Origin of the sequence: Vibrio sp. nBUS_14, assembly GCF_051201655.1 — a bacterium.
Taxonomy (GTDB): Bacteria; Pseudomonadota; Gammaproteobacteria; order Enterobacterales; family Vibrionaceae; genus Vibrio.
The window spans coordinates 3536782-3557955 of record NZ_CP179206.1 but is presented as its reverse complement, the minus strand read 5'-3'; the positions used below and the strand labels follow the sequence as shown (position 1 = coordinate 3557955).

Here is a 21174-nt window from a genome sequence, read left to right as displayed (position 1 = left end):
ATGCCAAGAACAATGCTAACTGATATTCGCTGGGAACTGCTACTCCAAGTTATGAAAAGTACAGGTCGTATTTACGATAAAACTGAACATCGAATGACATTTGAAGGAATACTTTATCGAATGAGAACAGGTATTCCTTGGCGAGATCTACCCTCTGAGTTCGGAGAGTGGAGTACCGTTTACAGACGATTTAATCTTTGGTCAAAGAAAGGGATTTTAGATAATCTTTTCAAAAGCTTATCTAGCATGGCTGACTTTGAATGGGTATTTCTTGATGGCTCTATAGTTAGAGCGCATCAGCATAGTACAGGTGCAGCTACTGAAAGTTCAGAGCAAATAGGAAAAAGTCGCGGGGGCAACTCAACCAAAATTCACTTAGCTGTAGATAGTGGTGGCCTGCCGATTTGCTTTGATTTATCAGAGGGACAACGCCACGATATAGTGCATGCCGAAAAGCTTAGTTGAGCAACTCGATGAAGTTAATACCATCGTTTGTGATAAAGGATATGACAGCGAACCTTTCCGTACTTTTGTTAAGGAACGTGGCGGAGAAACAGTAATTGCTAAACGCAATTACGGACAAGATATAGACAAAGACAGTATGGATTGGTGTCTATACAAGTATCGTCACTTGGTCGAAAATGCCTTTGGGAGAATTAAGCATTATCGAGCTATTTCAAGTAGATATGACAAGCTAGAAAGGAATTATGCCAGCATGTTATCACTGGCATTCATGTTAATGTGGCTACCGATGTATTGTTGAACACGGAATGTACAGCAAAGATCAACACGCCCTAACCATAGTGTTCGCGATTGCTGGGTCTAGTTTGATTAATATGATCACCACAATCCCAGCAGTTAAAACTCAGGCTGAAGTTTATTTACCATGGTTGATTGCGATGCCACTCGTTTCTATGTGGTGCTTCTTGCTGGACGGTATTTTCGTGGGCGCGACCAAAGGCAAAGATATGCGTAACAGTATGTTTGTGGCCACCTGCAGTTTCTTTGCGATTTTCTACTTAGCATCAGGTTTAGAAAACCATGCGCTGTGGCTAGCAATGTTGAGTTTTATGGCGATGCGTGGGATTGGTCTTGGTGTTTTATTTGTTTCTCAGTGGAAGAAAGGAGAGTTTCTCGCTTAGCTAAGCTTAGATAGATTAGTTCCGGGAGCGATAAATAGAAGCTATGCAGGTAACAGGGTATTTAGAATATTATGATCTTATTGCTAAAATAGATATTTAACTCGGTGGTTTAAATAAAAACAGCAAGCTCATGGCTTGCTGTTTATGTATTTGGCCTACAGGTGGTAAAATAGTCCTATTGGTTCTTTGTTTAGAACAAACGGTTAAGTCCGTTAAGCGCTGCGACGCGATACGCTTCGGCCATTGTTGGATAGTTGAAGGTCGTATTCACAAAGTACTCGATGGTGTTGGCTTCGCCTTTCTGTTCCATGATCGCCTGACCGATGTGGATGATCTCAGCAGCACGCTCACCAAACACGTGGATACCTAAAATCTCTTTGGTTTCACGGTGGAATAGGATTTTCAAGCTACCAATGTCTTTGCCTGCGATTTGTGCACGAGCGAGGTGTTTGAATGAAGAGCGTCCTACTTCGTAAGGAACCTTAGCAGCGGTAAGCTCTTGCTCTGTTTTACCAACGGAGCTGATCTCCGGAATGGTGTAGATGCCCGTTGGAATGTCTTCAATCAGATGGCCTTCCGCTTCGCCTTTCACTATTGCTTGAGCCACGAAACGACCTTGGTCATAGGCAGCACTTGCCAGGCTAGGGTAGCCAATCACATCACCCACGGCATAAACGTGGCTGATACTGGTTTGGTAGTTGCTGTTAACCGACACTTGGCCACGTGAGTCCGATTCTAGCCCCACAGCACCAAGGTTGAGTTTGTCTGTGTTACCTGTTCGGCCATTGGCATACAGTAGACAGTCGGCACGCATTTTCTTACCAGACTCTAAGTGAATGATCACGCCATCGTCAGTACCTTCAATTTTCTCAAAGGTTTCATCGTTACGAATTACCACGCCACTGTTCCAGAAGTGGTATGAAAGCGCATCTGAAGTTTCATTGTCTAGGAATGACAGTAACCGGTCTCGCGTATTGATAAGATCGGTTTTTACGCCTAAACCACGGAAAATCGACGCGTACTCACAACCGATAACGCCAGCACCATAAATGATGATGTGTTGAGGGTCGTGTTTAAGAGAAAGAATAGAATCGCTATCGTAGATACGTTCGTGTAGGAAGTCGACGTTGTCTGGTTGGTAAGGGCGAGAGCCTGTCGCGATAACAAACTTGTCTGCGCTGTAGTGTTCTTCAGTACCATCGCTCTGCATGACAGAGATAGTGTTAGTATCGATAAAACGAGCAGTACCGAATACCAGTGTACATTGATTGCGATCGTAGAAACCTTGGCGCAGTCGAGTTTGCTTATCGATGACTGATTTAGCATGACCCAGTATGTTGGAGAAGGTTGAGTGAATGCTTTTGTTGTTCTGACAAAACAGCGGGTTGCTGTTGAATTCAATAATACGACTCACGGCATGACGCAGTGCTTTTGAAGGAATGGTTCCCCAGTGAGTACAACCACCACCAACGCTGCTCTCTTTCTCAATGATTGCAACGTTCAACCCGGCTTTGGTTAATCCCATCGCTGCCCCTTCGCCTCCGGGGCCACTACCAATTACGATTACATCAAAGTGGTTGGAGTGTGGCATAGATATCTTCCTTGTTATATTTGATTAACATTGCTTTAGCGAGATTTTAACTGATTCTGTTCTTGGGTACATGAAAAGGACATCAGAGAGTCGGTGGGATCACGCAGTGTTATCGAAAAAATAATATTTGGTATGTCGTATGTCTCCAAATGGCCGTGTGGAGATTGAAATTTTTTCTTCGAACGTATTTACTTTGGTACGTGAACAAAGAGGTATGTTGAGTGTCTTATATAGCCAGAGTGTCTTATATAAATATGTGATTCGCGTTATATTGAAGAGAGTATTAGACATGCCTGTTTAGGCTGTAAAAGAAGATGTTGATAAAGTATGAAACCAATGGGCATTCGCGCACAGCAAAAAGAAAAAACTCGTCGTAGCTTAATCGATGCGGCATTTAGCCAACTCAGTGCGGATCGTAGTTTTTCCAATCTAAGCTTGAGAGAAGTCGCTCGTGAGGCTGGAATAGCACCGACTTCCTTTTATCGTCACTTCAAAGATATGGATGAGCTTGGCTTAATCATGGTTGATGAAGGTGGCTTACTGTTGCGCCAGCTAATGCGACAAGCTAGGCAACGCATAGTAAAAGAAGGCAGTGTGATTCGCACATCGGTTGAAACCTTTATGGAATTCATTGAAAGCAGTCCAAACGTATTCAGACTGTTATTGCGAGAGCGCTCAGGAACTTCATTCGAGTTTCGTGCAGCGGTAGCTCGTGAGATACAGCACTTCTCTGCTGAGTTAACCGAATATTTGATAACGACTGGCATGACACGAGATGAAGCTTTTACTCAAGCTGAAGCCTCTGTCATTTTGGTCTTCAACTCAGGGGCAGAAGCATTAGATTTAGATCGACGTCAGCGAGATGAATTGGCTGATCGCTTGATCATGCAATTGCGAATGATGGCCAAAGGGGCTTTTTGGTATCGTAAAGAACGTGAACGTAACCGATTAAAAGGCGGGATTGAATAATGTCGAATGAAAATAATACTGTAAACCGTGGTTCTGAAAGAAAGACACTCGTACTTGCTGTTGTTGCTGGTGTGTGTGGTGATGCACTGTTATCTTGGGTAACAATGAGCGAAGTGGGCTTCTCTATTTTTCCGCTGATTGCTTTAGTTTTGGCTGTACAAGCGCTTTACCAAGAATATCTAACGAATCCAGTATCTGAAGATATTCCATTAGTAGGTTTAGCTTGTTTCTTTGTGGGTGCATTTGGCCACTCGGCTTTTGTGAAAGCACAACACCCTGATGCAGGTTCAAACTTCTTTGCGATTATTGTCGCGATGCTGCTACTCGCTTGGGTAGGTAAGAAGCTAGGCTTTATCGGTAAAACCGCTTAAACCAATGTATAAATAAAAAAACGAGCCAATTGGCTCGTTTTTTTGTATCTGTTGTACGGCCTAGAGAGCGAGATTTACGCTTTACGCTCTAGGAATACACCTGCTTCCATGTGGTGTGTATAAGGGAACTGGTCAAATAGAGCAAAACGAGTGATGTCGTGTGTTTCGCTTAGAATGTCTAGGTTCTCTTTCAATGTCTCAGGGTTACAAGAGATGTACATGATACGCTCGTAGCCTTGAACCATCTTACAAGTATCAACATCCATACCTGAACGCGGTGGATCAACAAAAATAGTGTTGCAGTTGTAGCTCTTTAGATCGATGTTTGCTTGTTGCAGGCGGCGGAATTCACGCTTACCTTCCATTGCTACGGTAAAATCTTCCGCAGACATACGAATGATCTGAACATTATCAATCTTGTTCGCCGCAATGTTGTATTGAGCAGACTCAACAGATGGCTTCGCTAGCTCAGTTGCAAGTACACGCTCAAAGTTTTGTGCCAGTGCTAATGAGAAGTTACCGTTACCGCAGTAAAGTTCTAATAAGTCACCTTTGCTGTCTTGAGTACAGTCGACAGCCCATTCCAGCATTTTCTCTGCTACTTTACCGTTTGGTTGAGTAAAACTGTTCTCTACTTGTTGGTAGATGTAGCTGTCATCATTCACGTCTAGCTTTTCAATGACGTAGTCGCGATCAAGGACAATTTTCATCTTACGCGCACGGCCAATCAGGTTTAGGTTAAAACCTTCATCATTCAATTGCTGCTTCAGTGCTTTAGCATCTTGAATCCATTGCTCACCTAATTGGCGGTGGTAAAGCAGTGATACCAAAATCTCACTACTCAACGTAGAAAGAAAATCTACTTGGAATAGCTTGTGGCGTAGAGAATGGTTCTCTTTCATTGCATCTGTTAGTAGAGGCATTAAGTCGTTGATAAGAAGGCTAGCCGCTGGGAACTGGTCTACACGATATTTTTCTTTGGTCTCTTGATTGAACATGACGTAATACATATCGTCACCTTCATGCCACACGCGAAACTCAGCACGCATGCGGTAGTGTTGTTCTGGAGATTCATACACTTCCAACTCAGGCACATCGTATTGTGAGAACATTTCAGTAAGACGCTCAGTCTTTTCTGCCAGTTGTTCTTGGTAGCGTTGCGGGTTTACATCTAAATTCGCCATTGTTATGCCTTTTTGCTGTCGTGCTTTTAAATCAAGAGCGCAGATTTTATTCAATCACAGGCGCTTGTCCAGTGTTGAGAGCTATTCAATGTAAATCGAGCATGAAAACTATAGCTTATAACTATCTTAGACTAGACAAATGATTCATAGGTTAATACTATCTCCCGCAAGCTGGTGCCATTTGGATGTATAGATGGCTGAAAAGGGAATCTGGTGTAAATCCAGAACTGACGCGCAGCGGTAAAAGAGAACAAGTATTCATAAGACACTGCAAATAGCTTTTTGTGGGAAGTCGAATACAAGGTAACCATAAGGTTGTGCTCTTGAGTCCGAATACCTGCCAGTAGCTAAACCATAACATGTGGTTTGGTAGGAATTTACGCGATTTAGGATAACAACATGAACAAATCCCTTTTAGCGATAGCTGTAGCATCGCTGCTTTCACCTATCTCCAATTTACACGCCCAAGAAGCCTCTGTCGACGAAACCATGGTGGTTTTAGCTCGTAGTAATAATGTTAATACTATTGCAGATGTTCCATCGAACATTGTGATTATAGACCGCACTGAAATCGAACAAAGTGGTGCTAACTCGCTAGAATCTTTATTGCGCGGCAGAGCTGGTATTCAAATATCTGACTCAAATAGTGGTGCTGCTTTTTCTTTACGTGGATTTAGTGGAGAGCAAGCTTCAAGTAATACACTAATATTGCTAGATGGTCGTCGTTTAAACTCTCAAGATCTAGTAGCTCCAAACTTAAACTTTATTCAAATTAAAGATATTGAAACAATTGAGGTTTTATCTGGGAGTGCTGGTGTGCTCTATGGTGACCAAGCTGTCGGTGGTGTAATTAATATCGTTACTCGAACTCCTTCGGAAAATGCCACGTCTGTAAGTGCGACTTACGGTAGTTTCAATACCACAATACTTAGTGCGAGTACGTCAGGTAGTGTGACAGATGAAGTCAGCTATCGTTTTTCGGCAACGCAAAATAACTCAGATAACTACAGAGATCATAACGATAGTGAGAATGGCTCAATCTTAGGCTTAATTGAGTATCGAGATGAGACGCGTAAGTTGTTTGTAGAGGTTGGATATTACGACACAGAAAGACAATATGCAGGCAGTTTAACTGAAGATCAATTTAAGGAAGATCCTACGCAAGCGAATACTGCGTATCCTGATGACTTCAATCATGAGATAACTAGAACTGTTCGATTAGGCTACGACCAAAAGCTTAACCAAACTTGGACGCTAAAGAATGAAATTATGTTCGATGATATGAGTGGTCATGGTTTGGTGTATGGTACGGATAAGAAAACAGAAAGCGGACAGCTATTTTATGCCGGTCAGTTTGAAGGAACCTTCGATTCTGAAAGTGGCGCCCGAAATCTGATTGTCGGCTTAGATTTGTTAAAGAGTCATTACGATTATGCTAGCCCTTGGACTGATAGAGATAATGAACAAGAGTCTGTAAATATTTATACCCGCTATAGTCACCCGCTGACGCAAGATCTAACTGTTAACATTGGTGGCCGTTACGCGAAAGTTGAAGATCGTGTAACAGATATGGTGCAGTACCCAGATGGGCAAGATTTAGATAATGATGCGCCAGCTTATGAGCTATCTGCCAATTATCGTATCAACGATAAATCTAGAGTTTATATCCGTACCGAAAGCAACTTTCGATTCGCAAAAGTTTCTGAGCAATCTTATACCTTCCCTGGTGTTGTTGGCTTAAAACCGCAAACTGGTATATCTAATGAGTTCGGTTGGAATTGGAATGACGATATATTTTCTTTCAGAGCAGATTTCTTCAACCTCCAACTAGAGGATGAAATCGTATACGTAACCGATCCTAGCTCTGGTTCCGGGCGCAATGCTAATGCTGATGCTTCAACACGCAATGGCGCAACGCTTGCTGGTGATTACTATGTTTTTGATGACCTTCTATTAAGTGCTGAATATAGTTATGTTGATGCCGAATTTACCGAAGGTATAAATGATGGAAAAGATGTAGCATGGGTGGCTAATCATACAGGTAGAGTGGCGCTTGATTACTCGCTAACAGAGAGCCTAGGCCTTTATACTGACGCGGTATACACGGGTGATAAATATCGAGACGGTGATAATTCTAATAGCTTAGATAAACTTGATGCTTATTGGTTGGTAAACCTAGCGGTTAATTACAATTATGACGATTTAACATTGAGTTTCCGTACGGAAAACTTGTTTAATGAAAAATATGCAAGTTATGTCTTCTATAGTGATTGGTATTCGGGTAACGAGAGAGCTTATTACTTAAATGCGACATATGATTTCTAGAATATTAAACCGCCTCCGGGCGGTTTTTTCTTATTGGGTATATCAATGAAAAAGAAAGTCGTCATAAGTTGGTCATAATGGTAAGGACTCGACATTAACGCTGGAGCGTCTACTTGAAAGCTCCGAGTATGAAGTTGTTGCTCTCTATACGACGTATGTTGGAGATGAAGTTCCTTTCCAAGTGACTCCTATTGATGTTGTTGCAATGCAGGCGCAATTAGTCGATTTACCATTAATCACGATTGAGCTTCCAGAAGTGTTTCCTAGTAATGAGACTTATCAAAGTACTATTGTCTCTGCACTTAAAGGTTCTGGCTTATCAATTGATGCGGTCGCGTTTGGAGACATGTTTTGTAATGGCATTGCCGATTATCGAAGAAGCTATATAGAACCAGCGGGTTAGGAGTGTGTGTTTCCCCTAATGGGAGAGAGCAGTCAGGCACTTGCGAGTGAAATAATCGACAGAGGAATCGAAACCTTTCTCATCACGGTCGATAGCGATGTATTAGATATGAGCTATTGCGGGAAGAAATACACACTTGAGCTAATAGGCAGCTTACCGAGTCATGTAGATCCATGTGGCGAAGATGGCGAGTTCTATACCTTAGTGACGTCAGCGCCATGCTTTAAAGGAAAGCTTAATATTGAATTCGAAAATGTAGAGCAAGGTGACCGCTTTGTTCATCAACGTTATCAAGCTTGCATTATATAGAGTGAGGATTGGCGAAAACTAAGTGAAGGAGTATTATTGCAGCGAAACTTATTATAGGTAATCGTTGTGTCGGATAGTCTGCAAAAAAATATATTGGTCTTTGATTCTGGAGTGGGTGGCCTATCTGTATATAAGGAGATAAGCCAGTTACTACCGAATCATAACTATACTTATGTATTCGATAACGAGGCTTACCCATACGGTGAACTCGATCAACAAGTTCTTGTCCGCAGAGTCCAAAGCATCGTCGCTAGCTTTGTTGCTACTCACGCAATAGATATCGTAGTGATAGCTTGTAATACTGCAAGTACGATTGTCTTACCTACACTCCGTGCTAATAATCAAATCCCAATTGTTGGTGTTGTTCCGGCAATTAAGCCTGCATCCCTACTTGCCAATAAAGCAGTGGGTCTCATTGCTACTCCCGCAACGATTACTCGTGAATACACACACGAGCTCATCCAAAACTTCTCGAGTAATAAAAGGGTCGAACTTTTAGGTTCTACTAGGCTGGTGGATATGGCCGAAGATAAACTCAGGGGGGAGACGATTGACCTTGAAGAGCTGCAGCAGATTCTTCAACCGATGATCAACATGGTTGATGTGGCCGTATTAGGATGCACTCATTTCCCACTGATCAAATCAGAGATTCAACAAGTACTAGGTGAAAGCGTAGTGCTGATAGATTCTGGTAAAGCGATAGCTAAACGGGTTCAAGATTTGTTGGGTTTGGAAAGTATTAATGAAGAAGGGGGAGTGCGTGAGGTTTTTTGTAGTGCACTTCCTAAGAAAGAAAGTGCACTAAATAGCATGTTGAAGCAGTTAGGATTTAGCTCAGTTCAGCTTCGTCCGTTTCTGGATGTTTAGGATCGTTTGCAACTCGCACTTTTAAAGTTCGTTGCATGTAATCTTTATCGTTAAGTTCTGAAATAGCATGATTCACATCATTGCTAGCCATTACGACAAATCCAAAGCCTCTTCTTTTACCAGTACGTTTGTCTTTCATTAAGCGTACTGCAAATACTTCACCATACTCTGAGAATAATTCACGTACGTGTGACTCATTCGCTTTGTATGGAAGGTTACCTACATAAAGTGTTTTTGTTGATGCCTTAGGTTCTGAATCTGATTTTGAGTCGGTGCTTGAAAAGTTAACAACAAAAGCGGAAGCCAAGACACCAAGGATAAAGGTAATTGCAGGCGATATATCTACCTGAGAGAAAACAATGCCACCTAGAACAGCTAGTGCGACAATTAACAACATCGATTTTTTTGAGTTCATATCGGAATACTACATATTAATAAACGAAATAGACGCATCTACTCTTAACAAAATAGATACATGAATCTTACGTTCATGGTTTCCATTTTGCCAATGTATTGCTGTGATACGTCTCAAATGTTTAGTTTTTATTCGAAAAATGCGGATCTGGTGGCTTTTTAGGCGAACAAAACTTTTATTCAAAAAAGCCCTTGTGCTCTATGCCGATCTCTCTATAATGCCGCCTCACCGACACGGAGTGAGACGAAAGTCACACAGCGAAATCGGTAGAGAAAAAGGAGTTAAAAATAACCCTTGACTCTCTAAGTGGTGCAGGTATAGTACGCACCCCTAGCAGATGAGATGTAAATCACAAAACGCTAGCGCTCTTTAACAATTTAAACCTATCAATCTGTGTGGGCACTCGTTGATGAATATCAAAACGTTATTGGTTCTTTTTCGAAAGAGCGTAATAGCAGTTACTTCGGTAATACAATGATTTCAATGAACTGAGTGGCCAATACGTTTAACTACTTGTAGTTATTCGGCACAGTCAATTCATTACCATTCTGTTGGAATGGTAATAGCTTTAAAATTACACTCTTTATTTATAAAGAATAGTTTTGAAGTCAGTATTCGTTGAGTCACACCTATTAATTTAGGTAATCAAAACTTTAAATTGAAGAGTTTGATCATGGCTCAGATTGAACGCTGGCGGCAGGCCTAACACATGCAAGTCGAGCGGAAACGACAACATTGACTCTTCGGAGGATTTGTTGGGCGTCGAGCGGCGGACGGGTGAGTAATGCCTAGGAAATTGCCTTGGTGTGGGGGATAACCATTGGAAACGATGGCTAATACCGCATAATGCCTACGGGCCAAAGAGGGGGATCTTCGGACCTCTCGCGTCAAGATATGCCTAGGTGGGATTAGCTAGTTGGTGAGGTAATGGCTCACCAAGGCGACGATCCCTAGCTGGTCTGAGAGGATGATCAGCCACACTGGAACTGAGACACGGTCCAGACTCCTACGGGAGGCAGCAGTGGGGAATATTGCACAATGGGCGAAAGCCTGATGCAGCCATGCCGCGTGTATGAAGAAGGCCTTCGGGTTGTAAAGTACTTTCAGTTGTGAGGAAGGGGGTAACGTTAATAGCGTTACCTCTTGACGTTAGCAACAGAAGAAGCACCGGCTAACTCCGTGCCAGCAGCCGCGGTAATACGGAGGGTGCGAGCGTTAATCGGAATTACTGGGCGTAAAGCGCATGCAGGTGGTTCATTAAGTCAGATGTGAAAGCCCGGAGCTCAACCTCGGAACTGCATTTGAAACTGGTGAACTAGAGTGCTGTAGAGGGGGGTAGAATTTCAGGTGTAGCGGTGAAATGCGTAGAGATCTGAAGGAATACCAGTGGCGAAGGCGGCCCCCTGGACAGACACTGACACTCAGATGCGAAAGCGTGGGGAGCAAACAGGATTAGATACCCTGGTAGTCCACGCCGTAAACGATGTCTACTTGGAGGTTGTGGCCTTGAGCCGTGGCTTTCGGAGCTAACGCGTTAAGTAGACCGCCTGGGGAGTACGGTCGCAAGATTAAAACTCAAATGAATTGACGGGGGCCCGCACAAGCGGTGGAGCATGTGGTTTAATTCGATGCAACGCGAAGAACCTTACCTACTCTTGACATCCAGAGAAGCCAGCGGAGACGCAGGTGTGCCTTCGGGAGCTCTGAGACAGGTGCTGCATGGCTGTCGTCAGCTCGTGTTGTGAAATGTTGGGTTAAGTCCCGCAACGAGCGCAACCCTTATCCTTGTTTGCCAGCACGTAATGGTGGGAACTCCAGGGAGACTGCCGGTGATAAACCGGAGGAAGGTGGGGACGACGTCAAGTCATCATGGCCCTTACGAGTAGGGCTACACACGTGCTACAATGGCGCATACAGAGGGCAGCAAGCTAGCGATAGTGAGCGAATCCCAAAAAGTGCGTCGTAGTCCGGATTGGAGTCTGCAACTCGACTCCATGAAGTCGGAATCGCTAGTAATCGTGAATCAGAATGTCACGGTGAATACGTTCCCGGGCCTTGTACACACCGCCCGTCACACCATGGGAGTGGGCTGCAAAAGAAGTGGGTAGTTTAACCTTTCGGGGAGGACGCTCACCACTTTGTGGTTCATGACTGGGGTGAAGTCGTAACAAGGTAGCCCTAGGGGAACCTGGGGCTGGATCACCTCCTTATACGAAGATACTTACGATGAGTGTCCACACAGATTGATGGTTTAGATTTAGTTAAAGCCAGAGCTTTAATTAATAACGTAAGTTATTGATTAAAGCTTTTTGCTTTATGCTCTTTAACAATTTGGAAAGCTGACTGATTGATTACTTACGAGTAATTCAAATCAAATTTAAAAGTTCTCAATGTTTATCTGCTCTTAGTTAATAAGAACAGTATAAACACAACAAAGACATTCAAGTGTCTTGTATTCGAATCAAACTTAGTTTGATTCACAATTGAGTCCGGCAAACAGTCATTAAGAATTAACCCTTCTTAATGACAACCAAAAACCTTGGTTAGTTGCCATACGCTTATTTGTCTTCACTTTTTAAAGTGAAAGCAAATAGAAACCCTTTCGGGTTGTATGGTTAAGTGACTAAGCGTACACGGTGGATGCCTTGGCAGTCAGAGGCGATGAAAGACGTAATAACTTGCGATAAGCCCAGATTAGGTAGTAATAACCTTTTGAGTCTGGGATTTCTGAATGGGGAAACCCGCGTGCATAAGCACGTATCCTGTTGTGAATACATAGCAACAGGAGGCAAACCGGGGGAACTGAAACATCTAAGTACCCCGAGGAAGAGAAATCAACCGAGATTCCGAAAGTAGCGGCGAGCGAAATTGGATTAGCCCTTAAGCTTTTAATGATGCAGGTGAAGCCTCTGGAAAGTGGCGCAATAAAGGGTGATAGCCCCGTAACCGACACATCATAATCAGTGAAATCGAGTAGGGCGGGACACGTGATATCCTGTCTGAATATGGGGGGACCATCCTCCAAGGCTAAATACTACTGACTGACCGATAGTGAACCAGTACCGTGAGGGAAAGGCGAAAAGAACCCCTGTGAGGGGAGTGAAATAGAACCTGAAACCGTGTACGTACAAGCAGTAGGAGCACCTTCGTGGTGTGACTGCGTACCTTTTGTATAATGGGTCAGCGACTTAATTTTAGTAGCAAGGTTAACCGTTTAGGGGAGCCGTAGGGAAACCGAGTCTTAACTGGGCGTACAGTTGCTAGGATTAGACCCGAAACCAGGTGATCTAGCCATGGGCAGGTTGAAGGTTGAGTAACATCAACTGGAGGACCGAACCGACTAATGTTGAAAAATTAGCGGATGACTTGTGGCTAGGGGTGAAAGGCCAATCAAACCTGGAGATAGCTGGTTCTCCCCGAAAGCTATTTAGGTAGCGCCTCGGACGAATACTACTGGGGGTAGAGCACTGTTAAGGCTAGGGGGTCATCCCGACTTACCAACCCTTTGCAAACTCCGAATACCAGTAAGTACTATCCGGGAGACACACGGCGGGTGCTAACGTCCGTCGTGGAGAGGGAAACAACCCAGACCGCCAGCTAAGGTCCCAAAGTATAGCTAAGTGGGAAACGATGTGGGAAGGCTCAGACAGCCAGGATGTTGGCTTAGAAGCAGCCATCATTTAAAGAAAGCGTAATAGCTCACTGGTCGAGTCGGCCTGCGCGGAAGATGTAACGGGGCTAAGCTATACACCGAAGCTGCGGCTACGTACCTTAGGGTATGTGGGGTAGGGGAGCGTTCTGTAAGCCGTTGAAGGTGGTCTGTAAGGGCTGCTGGAGGTATCAGAAGTGCGAATGCTGACATGAGTAACGATAAAGGGAGTGAAAAACTCCCTCGCCGGAAGACCAAGGGTTCCTGTCCAACGTTAATCGGGGCAGGGTAAGTCGACTCCTAAGGCGAGGCCGAAAGGCGTAGTCGATGGGAAACGGGTTAATATTCCCGTACTTCTTACAATTGCGATGGGGGGACGGAGAAGGCTAGGTGGGCCTGGCGACGGTTGTCCAGGTTCAAGTATGTAGGCGGAAAGTTTAGGTAAATCCGGACTTTCATTAACGCTGAGATACGATGTCGAGCTACTACGGTAGTGAAGTCATTGATGCCATGCTTCCAGGAAAAGCCTCTAAGCTTCAGATTGTAAGGAATCGTACCCCAAACCGACACAGGTGGTCGGGTAGAGAATACCAAGGCGCTTGAGAGAACTCGGGTGAAGGAACTAGGCAAAATGGTACCGTAACTTCGGGAGAAGGTACGCTCTTATCAGTGAAGTCCCTTGCGGATGGAGCAGACGAGAGTCGCAGATACCAGGTGGCTGCAACTGTTTATTAAAAACACAGCACTGTGCAAAATCGTAAGATGACGTATACGGTGTGACGCCTGCCCGGTGCCGGAAGGTTAATTGATGGGGTTAGACTTCGGTCGAAGCTCTTGATCGAAGCCCCGGTAAACGGCGGCCGTAACTATAACGGTCCTAAGGTAGCGAAATTCCTTGTCGGGTAAGTTCCGACCTGCACGAATGGCGTAATGATGGCCACGCTGTCTCCACCCGAGACTCAGTGAAATTGAAATCGCTGTGAAGATGCAGTGTACCCGCGGCTAGACGGAAAGACCCCGTGAACCTTTACTACAGCTTGGCACTGAACATTGAACCTACATGTGTAGGATAGGTGGGAGACTATGAAATTGCGTCGCTAGATGTGATGGAGTCGTCCTTGAAATACCACCCTTGTAGTTTTGATGTTCTAACGTTGGCCCCTGAATCGGGGTTACGGACAGTGCCTGGTGGGTAGTTTGACTGGGGCGGTCTCCTCCCAAAGAGTAACGGAGGAGCACGAAGGTGGGCTAAACACGGTTGGACATCGTGTGGTTAGTGCAATGGCATAAGCCCGCTTGACTGCGAGAATGACAATTCGAGCAGGTGCGAAAGCAGGTCATAGTGATCCGGTGGTTCTGAATGGAAGGGCCATCGCTCAACGGATAAAAGGTACTCCGGGGATAACAGGCTGATACCGCCCAAGAGTTCATATCGACGGCGGTGTTTGGCACCTCGATGTCGGCTCATCACATCCTGGGGCTGAAGTCGGTCCCAAGGGTATGGCTGTTCGCCATTTAAAGTGGTACGCGAGCTGGGTTTAGAACGTCGTGAGACAGTTCGGTCCCTATCTGCCGTGGGCGTTGGAAAATTGAAAGGGGCTGCTCCTAGTACGAGAGGACCGGAGTGGACGAACCTCTGGTGTTCGGGTTGTCATGCCAATGGCATTGCCCGGTAGCTAAGTTCGGAATCGATAACCGCTGAAAGCATCTAAGCGGGAAGCGAGCCTTGAGATGAGTTTTCCCTGGCACTATAAGTGTCCTAAAGGGTTGTCGTAGACTACGACGTTGATAGGCAGGGTGTGTAAGTGCTGCGAGGCATTGAGCTAACCTGTACTAATTGCCCGTGAGGCTTAACCATACAACACCCAAGGGGTTTTGTGGACTCAAAGACAGACCTTGAATGCGTTTGAAGAGATACAACTTTTATTGCTCTATTGAATAGAGAATCAGCTTTCCAGATTATTTTGCCTTCAGTTTTTAAAACGCTGAAAGTAAAAGCAAAATTTGCTTGGCGACCATAGCATTGTGGACCCACCTGATTCCATGCCGAACTCAGAAGTGAAACACAATAGCGCCGATGGTAGTGTGGGGTTTCCCCATGTGAGAGTAGGACATCGCCAGGCTCCAAATTTATTTTCACTTTTTAAAAGTGAAGACAAAAGTTCGACTTTGTCTATTGAATAGACAAGTCACCATAGAGTTCTAAGTTTCTTAGAGTTTTATGTTGACTTTCAAAGTGGAAAGCGTAATATACGCGTCCTGCTTACGTGCTAAGGCACTGAAAGCGTTCTCTTTTTAGAGAATAAGCTCTTTAACAATTTAAACCTATCAATCTGTGTGGGCACTCGTTGATGAATATCAAAACGTTATTGGTTCTTTTTCGAAAGAGCGTAATAGCAGTTACTTCGGTAACACAATGATTTCAATGAACTGAGTGACCTGAGCTAGAAATAGTTTGAATGCTTTTTGGTTTTACTTTTTATTAAAAAGTGAAAACAACTAGCGGCACAGTCAATTCATTACCATTCTGTTCCTATTTATTTAAGAAGAGAGAGGTAATAGCTTTAAAATTACACTCTTTATTTATAAAGAATAGTTTTGAAGTCAGTATTCGTTGAGTCACACCTATTAATTTAGGTAATCAAAACTTTAAATTGAAGAGTTTGATCATGGCTCAGATTGAACGCTGGCGGCAGGCCTAACACATGCAAGTCGAGCGGAAACGACACTAACAATCCTTCGGGTGCGTTAATGGGCGTCGAGCGGCGGACGGGTGAGTAATGCCTAGGAAATTGCCTTGATGTGGGGGATAACCATTGGAAACGATGGCTAATACCGCATAATGCCTACGGGCCAAAGAGGGGGATCTTCGGACCTCTCGCGTCAAGATATGCCTAGGTGGGATTAGCTAGTTGGTGAGGTAATGGCTCACCAAGGCGACGATCCCTAGCTGGTCTGAGAGGATGATCAGCCACACTGGAACTGAGACACGGTCCAGACTCCTACGGGAGGCAGCAGTGGGGAATATTGCACAATGGGCGAAAGCCTGATGCAGCCATGCCGCGTGTATGAAGAAGGCCTTCGGGTTGTAAAGTACTTTCAGTTGTGAGGAAGGGGGTAGTGTTAATAGCGCTATTTCTTGACGTTAGCAACAGAAGAAGCACCGGCTAACTCCGTGCCAGCAGCCGCGGTAATACGGAGGGTGCGAGCGTTAATCGGAATTACTGGGCGTAAAGCGCATGCAGGTGGTTCATTAAGTCAGATGTGAAAGCCCGGGGCTCAACCTCGGAACTGCATTTGAAACTGGTGAACTAGAGTGCTGTAGAGGGGGGTAGAATTTCAGGTGTAGCGGTGAAATGCGTAGAGATCTGAAGGAATACCAGTGGCGAAGGCGGCCCCCTGGACAGACACTGACACTCAGATGCGAAAGCGTGGGGAGCAAACAGGATTAGATACCCTGGTAGTCCACGCCGTAAACGATGTCTACTTGGAGGTTGTGGCCTTGAGCCGTGGCTTTCGGAGCTAACGCGTTAAGTAGACCGCCTGGGGAGTACGGTCGCAAGATTAAAACTCAAATGAATTGACGGGGGCCCGCACAAGCGGTGGAGCATGTGGTTTAATTCGATGCAACGCGAAGAACCTTACCTACTCTTGACATCCAGAGAAGCCAGCGGAGACGCAGGTGTGCCTTCGGGAGCTCTGAGACAGGTGCTGCATGGCTGTCGTCAGCTCGTGTTGTGAAATGTTGGGTTAAGTCCCGCAACGAGCGCAACCCTTATCCTTGTTTGCCAGCACGTAATGGTGGGAACTCCAGGGAGACTGCCGGTGATAAACCGGAGGAAGGTGGGGACGACGTCAAGTCATCATGGCCCTTACGAGTAGGGCTACACACGTGCTACAATGGCGCATACAGAGGGCAGCAAGCTAGCGATAGTGAGCGAATCCCAAAAAGTGCGTCGTAGTCCGGATTGGAGTCTGCAACTCGACTCCATGAAGTCGGAATCGCTAGTAATCGTGAATCAGAATGTCACGGTGAATACGTTCCCGGGCCTTGTACACACCGCCCGTCACACCATGGGAGTGGGCTGCAAAAGAAGTGGGTAGTTTAACCTTTCGGGGAGGACGCTCACCACTTTGTGGTTCATGACTGGGGTGAAGTCGTAACAAGGTAGCCCTAGGGGAACCTGGGGCTGGATCACCTCCTTATACGAAGATACTTACGATGAGTGTCCACACAGATTGATTAGGTTTAGAAAAGTAAAGAGATGAAGAACTCCCAAGTTCTTCAATATCCAGTGTCCCGTTCGTCTAGAGGCCTAGGACACCGCCCTTTCACGGCGGTAACAGGGGTTCGACTCCCCTACGGGATACCATTGGGTCGTTAGCTCAGTTGGTAGAGCAGTTGACTTTTAATCAATTGGTCGCAGGTTCGAATCCTGCACGACCCACCATTCTTTCTCCACGAAGGAATTAAAACTTTTAGTGGGCGATTAGCTCAGTTGGGAGAGCACCTGCCTTACAAGCAGGGGGTCACTGGTTCGAGCCCGGTATCGCCCACCATTCTCTAAATATTCTTGGAAGTTAAAACTCCAAACCACTTCTTATGTCGTTGGTTGGATTTTTCGACTGTGAGAGTCTTTAGAAAATGTGAATTTAGAACATTAGTTCTTAAATCTCATGCTCTTTAACAATTTGGAAAGCTGACTGATTTGATTGCTTACGAGTAATTCAAATCAAATTTAAAAGTTCTCAATGTTTATCTTTCATTAGGTAAACACAACAAACACATTCAAGTGTCTTGTATTCGAATCAAACTTAGTTTGATTCACAATTGAGTCCGGCAAACAGTCATTAAGAATTAACCCTTCTTAATGACAACCAAAAACCTTGGTTAGTTGCCATACACTAAGACCCTTTCGGGTTGTATGGTCAAGTGACTAAGCGTACACGGTGGATGCCTTGGCAGTCAGAGGCGATGAAAGACGTAATAACTTGCGATAAGCCCAGATTAGGTAGTAATAACCTTTTGAGTCTGGGATTTCTGAATGGGAAAACCCACGTGCATAAGCACGTATCCTGTTGTGAATACATAGCAACAGGAGGCAAACCGGGGGAACTGAAACATCTAAGTACCCCGAGGAAGAGAAATCAACCGAGATTCCGAAAGTAGCGGCGAGCGAAATTGGATTAGCCCTTAAGCTTTTAATGATGCAGGTGAAGCCTCTGGAAAGTGGCGCAATAAAGGGTGATAGCCCCGTAACCGACACATCATAATCAGTGAAATCGAGTAGGGCGGGACACGTGATATCCTGTCTGAATATGGGGGGACCATCCTCCAAGGCTAAATACTACTGACTGACCGATAGTGAACCAGTACCGTGAGGGAAAGGCGAAAAGAACCCCTGTGAGGGGAGTGAAATAGAACCTGAAACCGTGTACGTACAAGCAGTAGGAGCACCTTCGTGGTGTGACTGCGTACCTTTTGTATAATGGGTCAGCGACTTAATTTTAGTAGCAAGGTTAACCGTTTAGGGGAGCCGTAGGGAAACCGAGTCTTAACTGGGCGTACAGTTGCTAGGATTAGACCCGAAACCAGGTGATCTAGCCATGGGCAGGTTGAAGGTTGAGTAACATCAACTGGAGGACCGAACCGACTAATGTTGAAAAATTAGCGGATGACTTGTGGCTAGGGGTGAAAGGCCAATCAAACCTGGAGATAGCTGGTTCTCCCCGAAAGCTATTTAGGTAGCGCCTCGGACGAATACTACTGGGGGTAGAGCACTGTTAAGGCTAGGGGGTCATCCCGACTTACCAACCCTTTGCAAACTCCGAATACCAGTAAGTACTATCCGGGAGACACACGGCGGGTGCTAACGTCCGTCGTGGAGAGGGAAACAACCCAGACCGCCAGCTAAGGTCCCAAAGTATAGCTAAGTGGGAAACGATGTGGGAAGGCTCAGACAGCCAGGATGTTGGCTTAGAAGCAGCCATCATTTAAAGAAAGCGTAATAGCTCACTGGTCGAGTCGGCCTGCGCGGAAGATGTAACGGGGCTAAGCTATACACCGAAGCTGCGGCTACGTACCTTAGGGTATGTGGGGTAGGGGAGCGTTCTGTAAGCCGTTGAAGGTGGTCTGTAAGGGCTGCTGGAGGTATCAGAAGTGCGAATGCTGACATGAGTAACGATAAAGGGAGTGAAAAACTCCCTCGCCGGAAGACCAAGGGTTCCTGTCCAACGTTAATCGGGGCAGGGTAAGTCGACTCCTAAGGCGAGGCCGAAAGGCGTAGTCGATGGGAAACGGGTTAATATTCCCGTACTTCTTACAATTGCGATGGGGGGACGGAGAAGGCTAGGTGGGCCTGGCGACGGTTGTCCAGGTTCAAGTATGTAGGCGGAAAGTTTAGGTAAATCCGGACTTTCATTAACGCTGAGATACGATGTCGAGCTACTACGGTAGTGAAGTCATTGATGCCATGCTTCCAGGAAAAGCCTCTAAGCTTCAGATTGTAAGGAATCGTACCCCAAACCGACACAGGTGGTCGGGTAGAGAATACCAAGGCGCTTGAGAGAACTCGGGTGAAGGAACTAGGCAAAATGGTACCGTAACTTCGGGAGAAGGTACGCTCTTATCAGTGAAGTCCCTTGCGGATGGAGCAGACGAGAGTCGCAGATACCAGGTGGCTGCAACTGTTTATTAAAAACACAGCACTGTGCAAAATCGTAAGATGACGTATACGGTGTGACGCCTGCCCGGTGCCGGAAGGTTAATTGATGGGGTTAGACTTCGGTCGAAGCTCTTGATCGAAGCCCCGGTAAACGGCGGCCGTAACTATAACGGTCCTAAGGTAGCGAAATTCCTTGTCGGGTAAGTTCCGACCTGCACGAATGGCGTAATGATGGCCACGCTGTCTCCACCCGAGACTCAGTGAAATTGAAATCGCTGTGAAGATGCAGTGTACCCGCGGCTAGACGGAAAGACCCCGTGAACCTTTACTACAGCTTGGCACTGAACATTGAACCTACATGTGTAGGATAGGTGGGAGACTATGAAATTGCGTCGCTAGATGTGATGGAGTCGTCCTTGAAATACCACCCTTGTAGTTTTGATGTTCTAACGTTGGTCCCTGAATCGGGATTACGGACAGTGCCTGGTGGGTAGTTTGACTGGGGCGGTCTCCTCCCAAAGAGTAACGGAGGAGCACGAAGGTGGGCTAAACACGGTTGGACATCGTGTGGTTAGTGCAATGGCATAAGCCCGCTTGACTGCGAGAATGACAATTCGAGCAGGTGCGAAAGCAGGTCATAGTGATCCGGTGGTTCTGAATGGAAGGGCCATCGCTCAACGGATAAAAGGTACTCCGGGGATAACAGGCTGATACCGCCCAAGAGTTCATATCGACGGCGGTGTTTGGCACCTCGATGTCGGCTCATCACATCCTGGGGCTGAAGTCGGTCCCAAGGGTATGGCTGTTCGCCATTTAAAGTGGTACGCGAGCTGGGTTTAGAACGTCGTGAGACAGTTCGGTCCCTATCTGCCGTGGGCGTTGGAAAATTGAAAGGGGCTGCTCCTAGTACGAGAGGACCGGAGTGGACGAACCTCTGGTGTTCGGGTTGTCATGCCAATGGCATTGCCCGGTAGCTAAGTTCGGAATCGATAACCGCTGAAAGCATCTAAGCGGGAAGCGAGCCTTGAGATGAGTTTTCCCTGGCACTATAAGTGTCCTAAAGGGTTGTCGTAGACTACGACGTTGATAGGCAGGGTGTGTAAGTGCTGCGAGGCATTGAGCTAACCTGTACTAATTGCCCGTGAGGCTTAACCATACAACACCCAAGGGGTTTTGTGGACTCAAAGACAGACCTTGAATGCGTTTGAAGAGATACAACTTTTATTGCTCTATTGAATAGAGAACAGCTTTCCAGATTATTTTGCCTTCAGTTTTTAAAAACTG

At 45.6% G+C, this 21174-nt stretch carries 8 protein-coding genes, 3 tRNA genes, 5 rRNA genes, 2 pseudogenes and 1 riboswitch; of the genes and pseudogenes, 15 read left to right on the top strand and 3 right to left on the bottom strand.

What is annotated here, in order from left to right:
- Together ACMAZD_RS16760 and ACMAZD_RS16755 are read left to right on the top strand one after the other, a co-directional pair.
- Positions 1-763 (top strand): IS5 family transposase gene (locus tag ACMAZD_RS16760; RefSeq protein WP_435247990.1). Its coding sequence is split into 2 segments (ribosomal slippage): positions 1-450 and positions 452-763, totalling 762 coding nucleotides; the frame shifts between segments, so codons are not numbered across the junction.
- Positions 764-794: 31 nt separating this feature from the next.
- Positions 795-1142 (top strand): annotated as a pseudogene (locus tag ACMAZD_RS16755) (MATE family efflux transporter); the annotation flags it as partial.
- A 190-nt stretch (positions 1143-1332) separates the two neighbouring features.
- On the opposite strand, the gene sthA reads toward ACMAZD_RS16755, so the two are convergent.
- Positions 1333-2733 (bottom strand): Si-specific NAD(P)(+) transhydrogenase, encoded by a 1401-nt coding sequence (sthA, locus tag ACMAZD_RS16750; protein ID WP_435247989.1) that lies wholly within the window; start codon positions 2731-2733, stop codon positions 1333-1335.
- Between the two features lie 327 nt (positions 2734-3060).
- On the opposite strand from sthA, the gene fabR reads away from it, so the two are divergent.
- Positions 3061-3702, top strand: coding sequence for an HTH-type transcriptional repressor FabR (fabR, locus tag ACMAZD_RS16745; protein ID WP_435247988.1), 642 nt, complete (start codon positions 3061-3063; stop codon positions 3700-3702).
- Positions 3702-4073 carry a YijD family membrane protein gene (locus ACMAZD_RS16740; protein WP_004736696.1) on the top strand — a complete coding sequence of 124 codons (372 nt, stop codon included), beginning with the start codon at positions 3702-3704 and terminating at the stop codon, positions 4071-4073. Before fabR ends, ACMAZD_RS16740 begins: the two co-directional genes overlap by 1 nt.
- A 74-nt stretch (positions 4074-4147) precedes the next feature.
- On the opposite strand, the gene trmA is transcribed toward ACMAZD_RS16740, so the two are convergent.
- Entirely contained in the window at positions 4148-5257 is a 1110-nt protein-coding gene (trmA, locus tag ACMAZD_RS16735; RefSeq protein WP_435247987.1) for a tRNA (uridine(54)-C5)-methyltransferase TrmA, read from the bottom strand.
- Between the two features lie 155 nt (positions 5258-5412).
- Positions 5413-5616, top strand: a riboswitch (cobalamin riboswitch).
- 40 nt (positions 5617-5656) lie between these two features.
- Here trmA and ACMAZD_RS16730 point away from each other — a divergent pair.
- From ACMAZD_RS16730 to murI, 3 genes and pseudogenes are all read left to right on the top strand, one after another.
- On the top strand, positions 5657-7582 hold the full coding sequence (locus tag ACMAZD_RS16730) for a TonB-dependent receptor family protein (RefSeq protein WP_435247986.1): 1926 nt from the start codon (positions 5657-5659) through the stop codon (positions 7580-7582).
- Positions 7583-7627: 45 nt separating this feature from the next.
- Positions 7628-8294 (top strand): annotated as a pseudogene (locus tag ACMAZD_RS16725) (ATPase).
- Between the two features lie 60 nt (positions 8295-8354).
- Positions 8355-9161, top strand: coding sequence for a glutamate racemase (murI, locus tag ACMAZD_RS16720; RefSeq protein WP_435249401.1), 807 nt, complete (start codon positions 8355-8357; stop codon positions 9159-9161).
- Here murI and ACMAZD_RS16715 read toward each other — a convergent pair.
- Positions 9124-9576: an RNA recognition motif domain-containing protein gene (locus tag ACMAZD_RS16715; protein ID WP_004736687.1), complete on the bottom strand. Its 453-nt coding sequence runs from the start codon at positions 9574-9576 to the stop codon at positions 9124-9126. The genes murI and ACMAZD_RS16715 overlap by 38 nt on opposite strands.
- A 655-nt stretch (positions 9577-10231) precedes the next feature.
- On the opposite strand from ACMAZD_RS16715, the gene ACMAZD_RS16710 reads away from it, so the two are divergent.
- From ACMAZD_RS16710 to ACMAZD_RS16675, 8 genes are all read left to right on the top strand, one after another.
- Positions 10232-11786 (top strand): 16S ribosomal RNA (locus ACMAZD_RS16710).
- 403 nt (positions 11787-12189) lie between these two features.
- Positions 12190-15083 (top strand): 23S ribosomal RNA (locus tag ACMAZD_RS16705).
- A gap of 149 nt (positions 15084-15232) precedes the next feature.
- Positions 15233-15348: ribosomal RNA gene (rrf, locus tag ACMAZD_RS16700) — 5S ribosomal RNA — on the top strand.
- Between the two features lie 528 nt (positions 15349-15876).
- Positions 15877-17431: ribosomal RNA gene (locus ACMAZD_RS16695) — 16S ribosomal RNA — on the top strand.
- Positions 17432-17522: 91 nt separating this feature from the next.
- Positions 17523-17598: transfer RNA gene (locus tag ACMAZD_RS16690), tRNA-Glu, on the top strand.
- Between the two features lie 2 nt (positions 17599-17600).
- Positions 17601-17676, top strand: a tRNA-Lys gene (locus tag ACMAZD_RS16685).
- A gap of 33 nt (positions 17677-17709) precedes the next feature.
- Positions 17710-17785 (top strand) — tRNA-Val (locus ACMAZD_RS16680).
- 367 nt (positions 17786-18152) lie between these two features.
- A 23S ribosomal RNA gene (locus ACMAZD_RS16675) occupies positions 18153-21046 on the top strand.
- The 16S, 23S and 5S rRNA genes sit together here with 3 tRNA genes alongside, the layout of an rRNA operon.
- Positions 21047-21174: the final 128 nt, after the last annotated feature.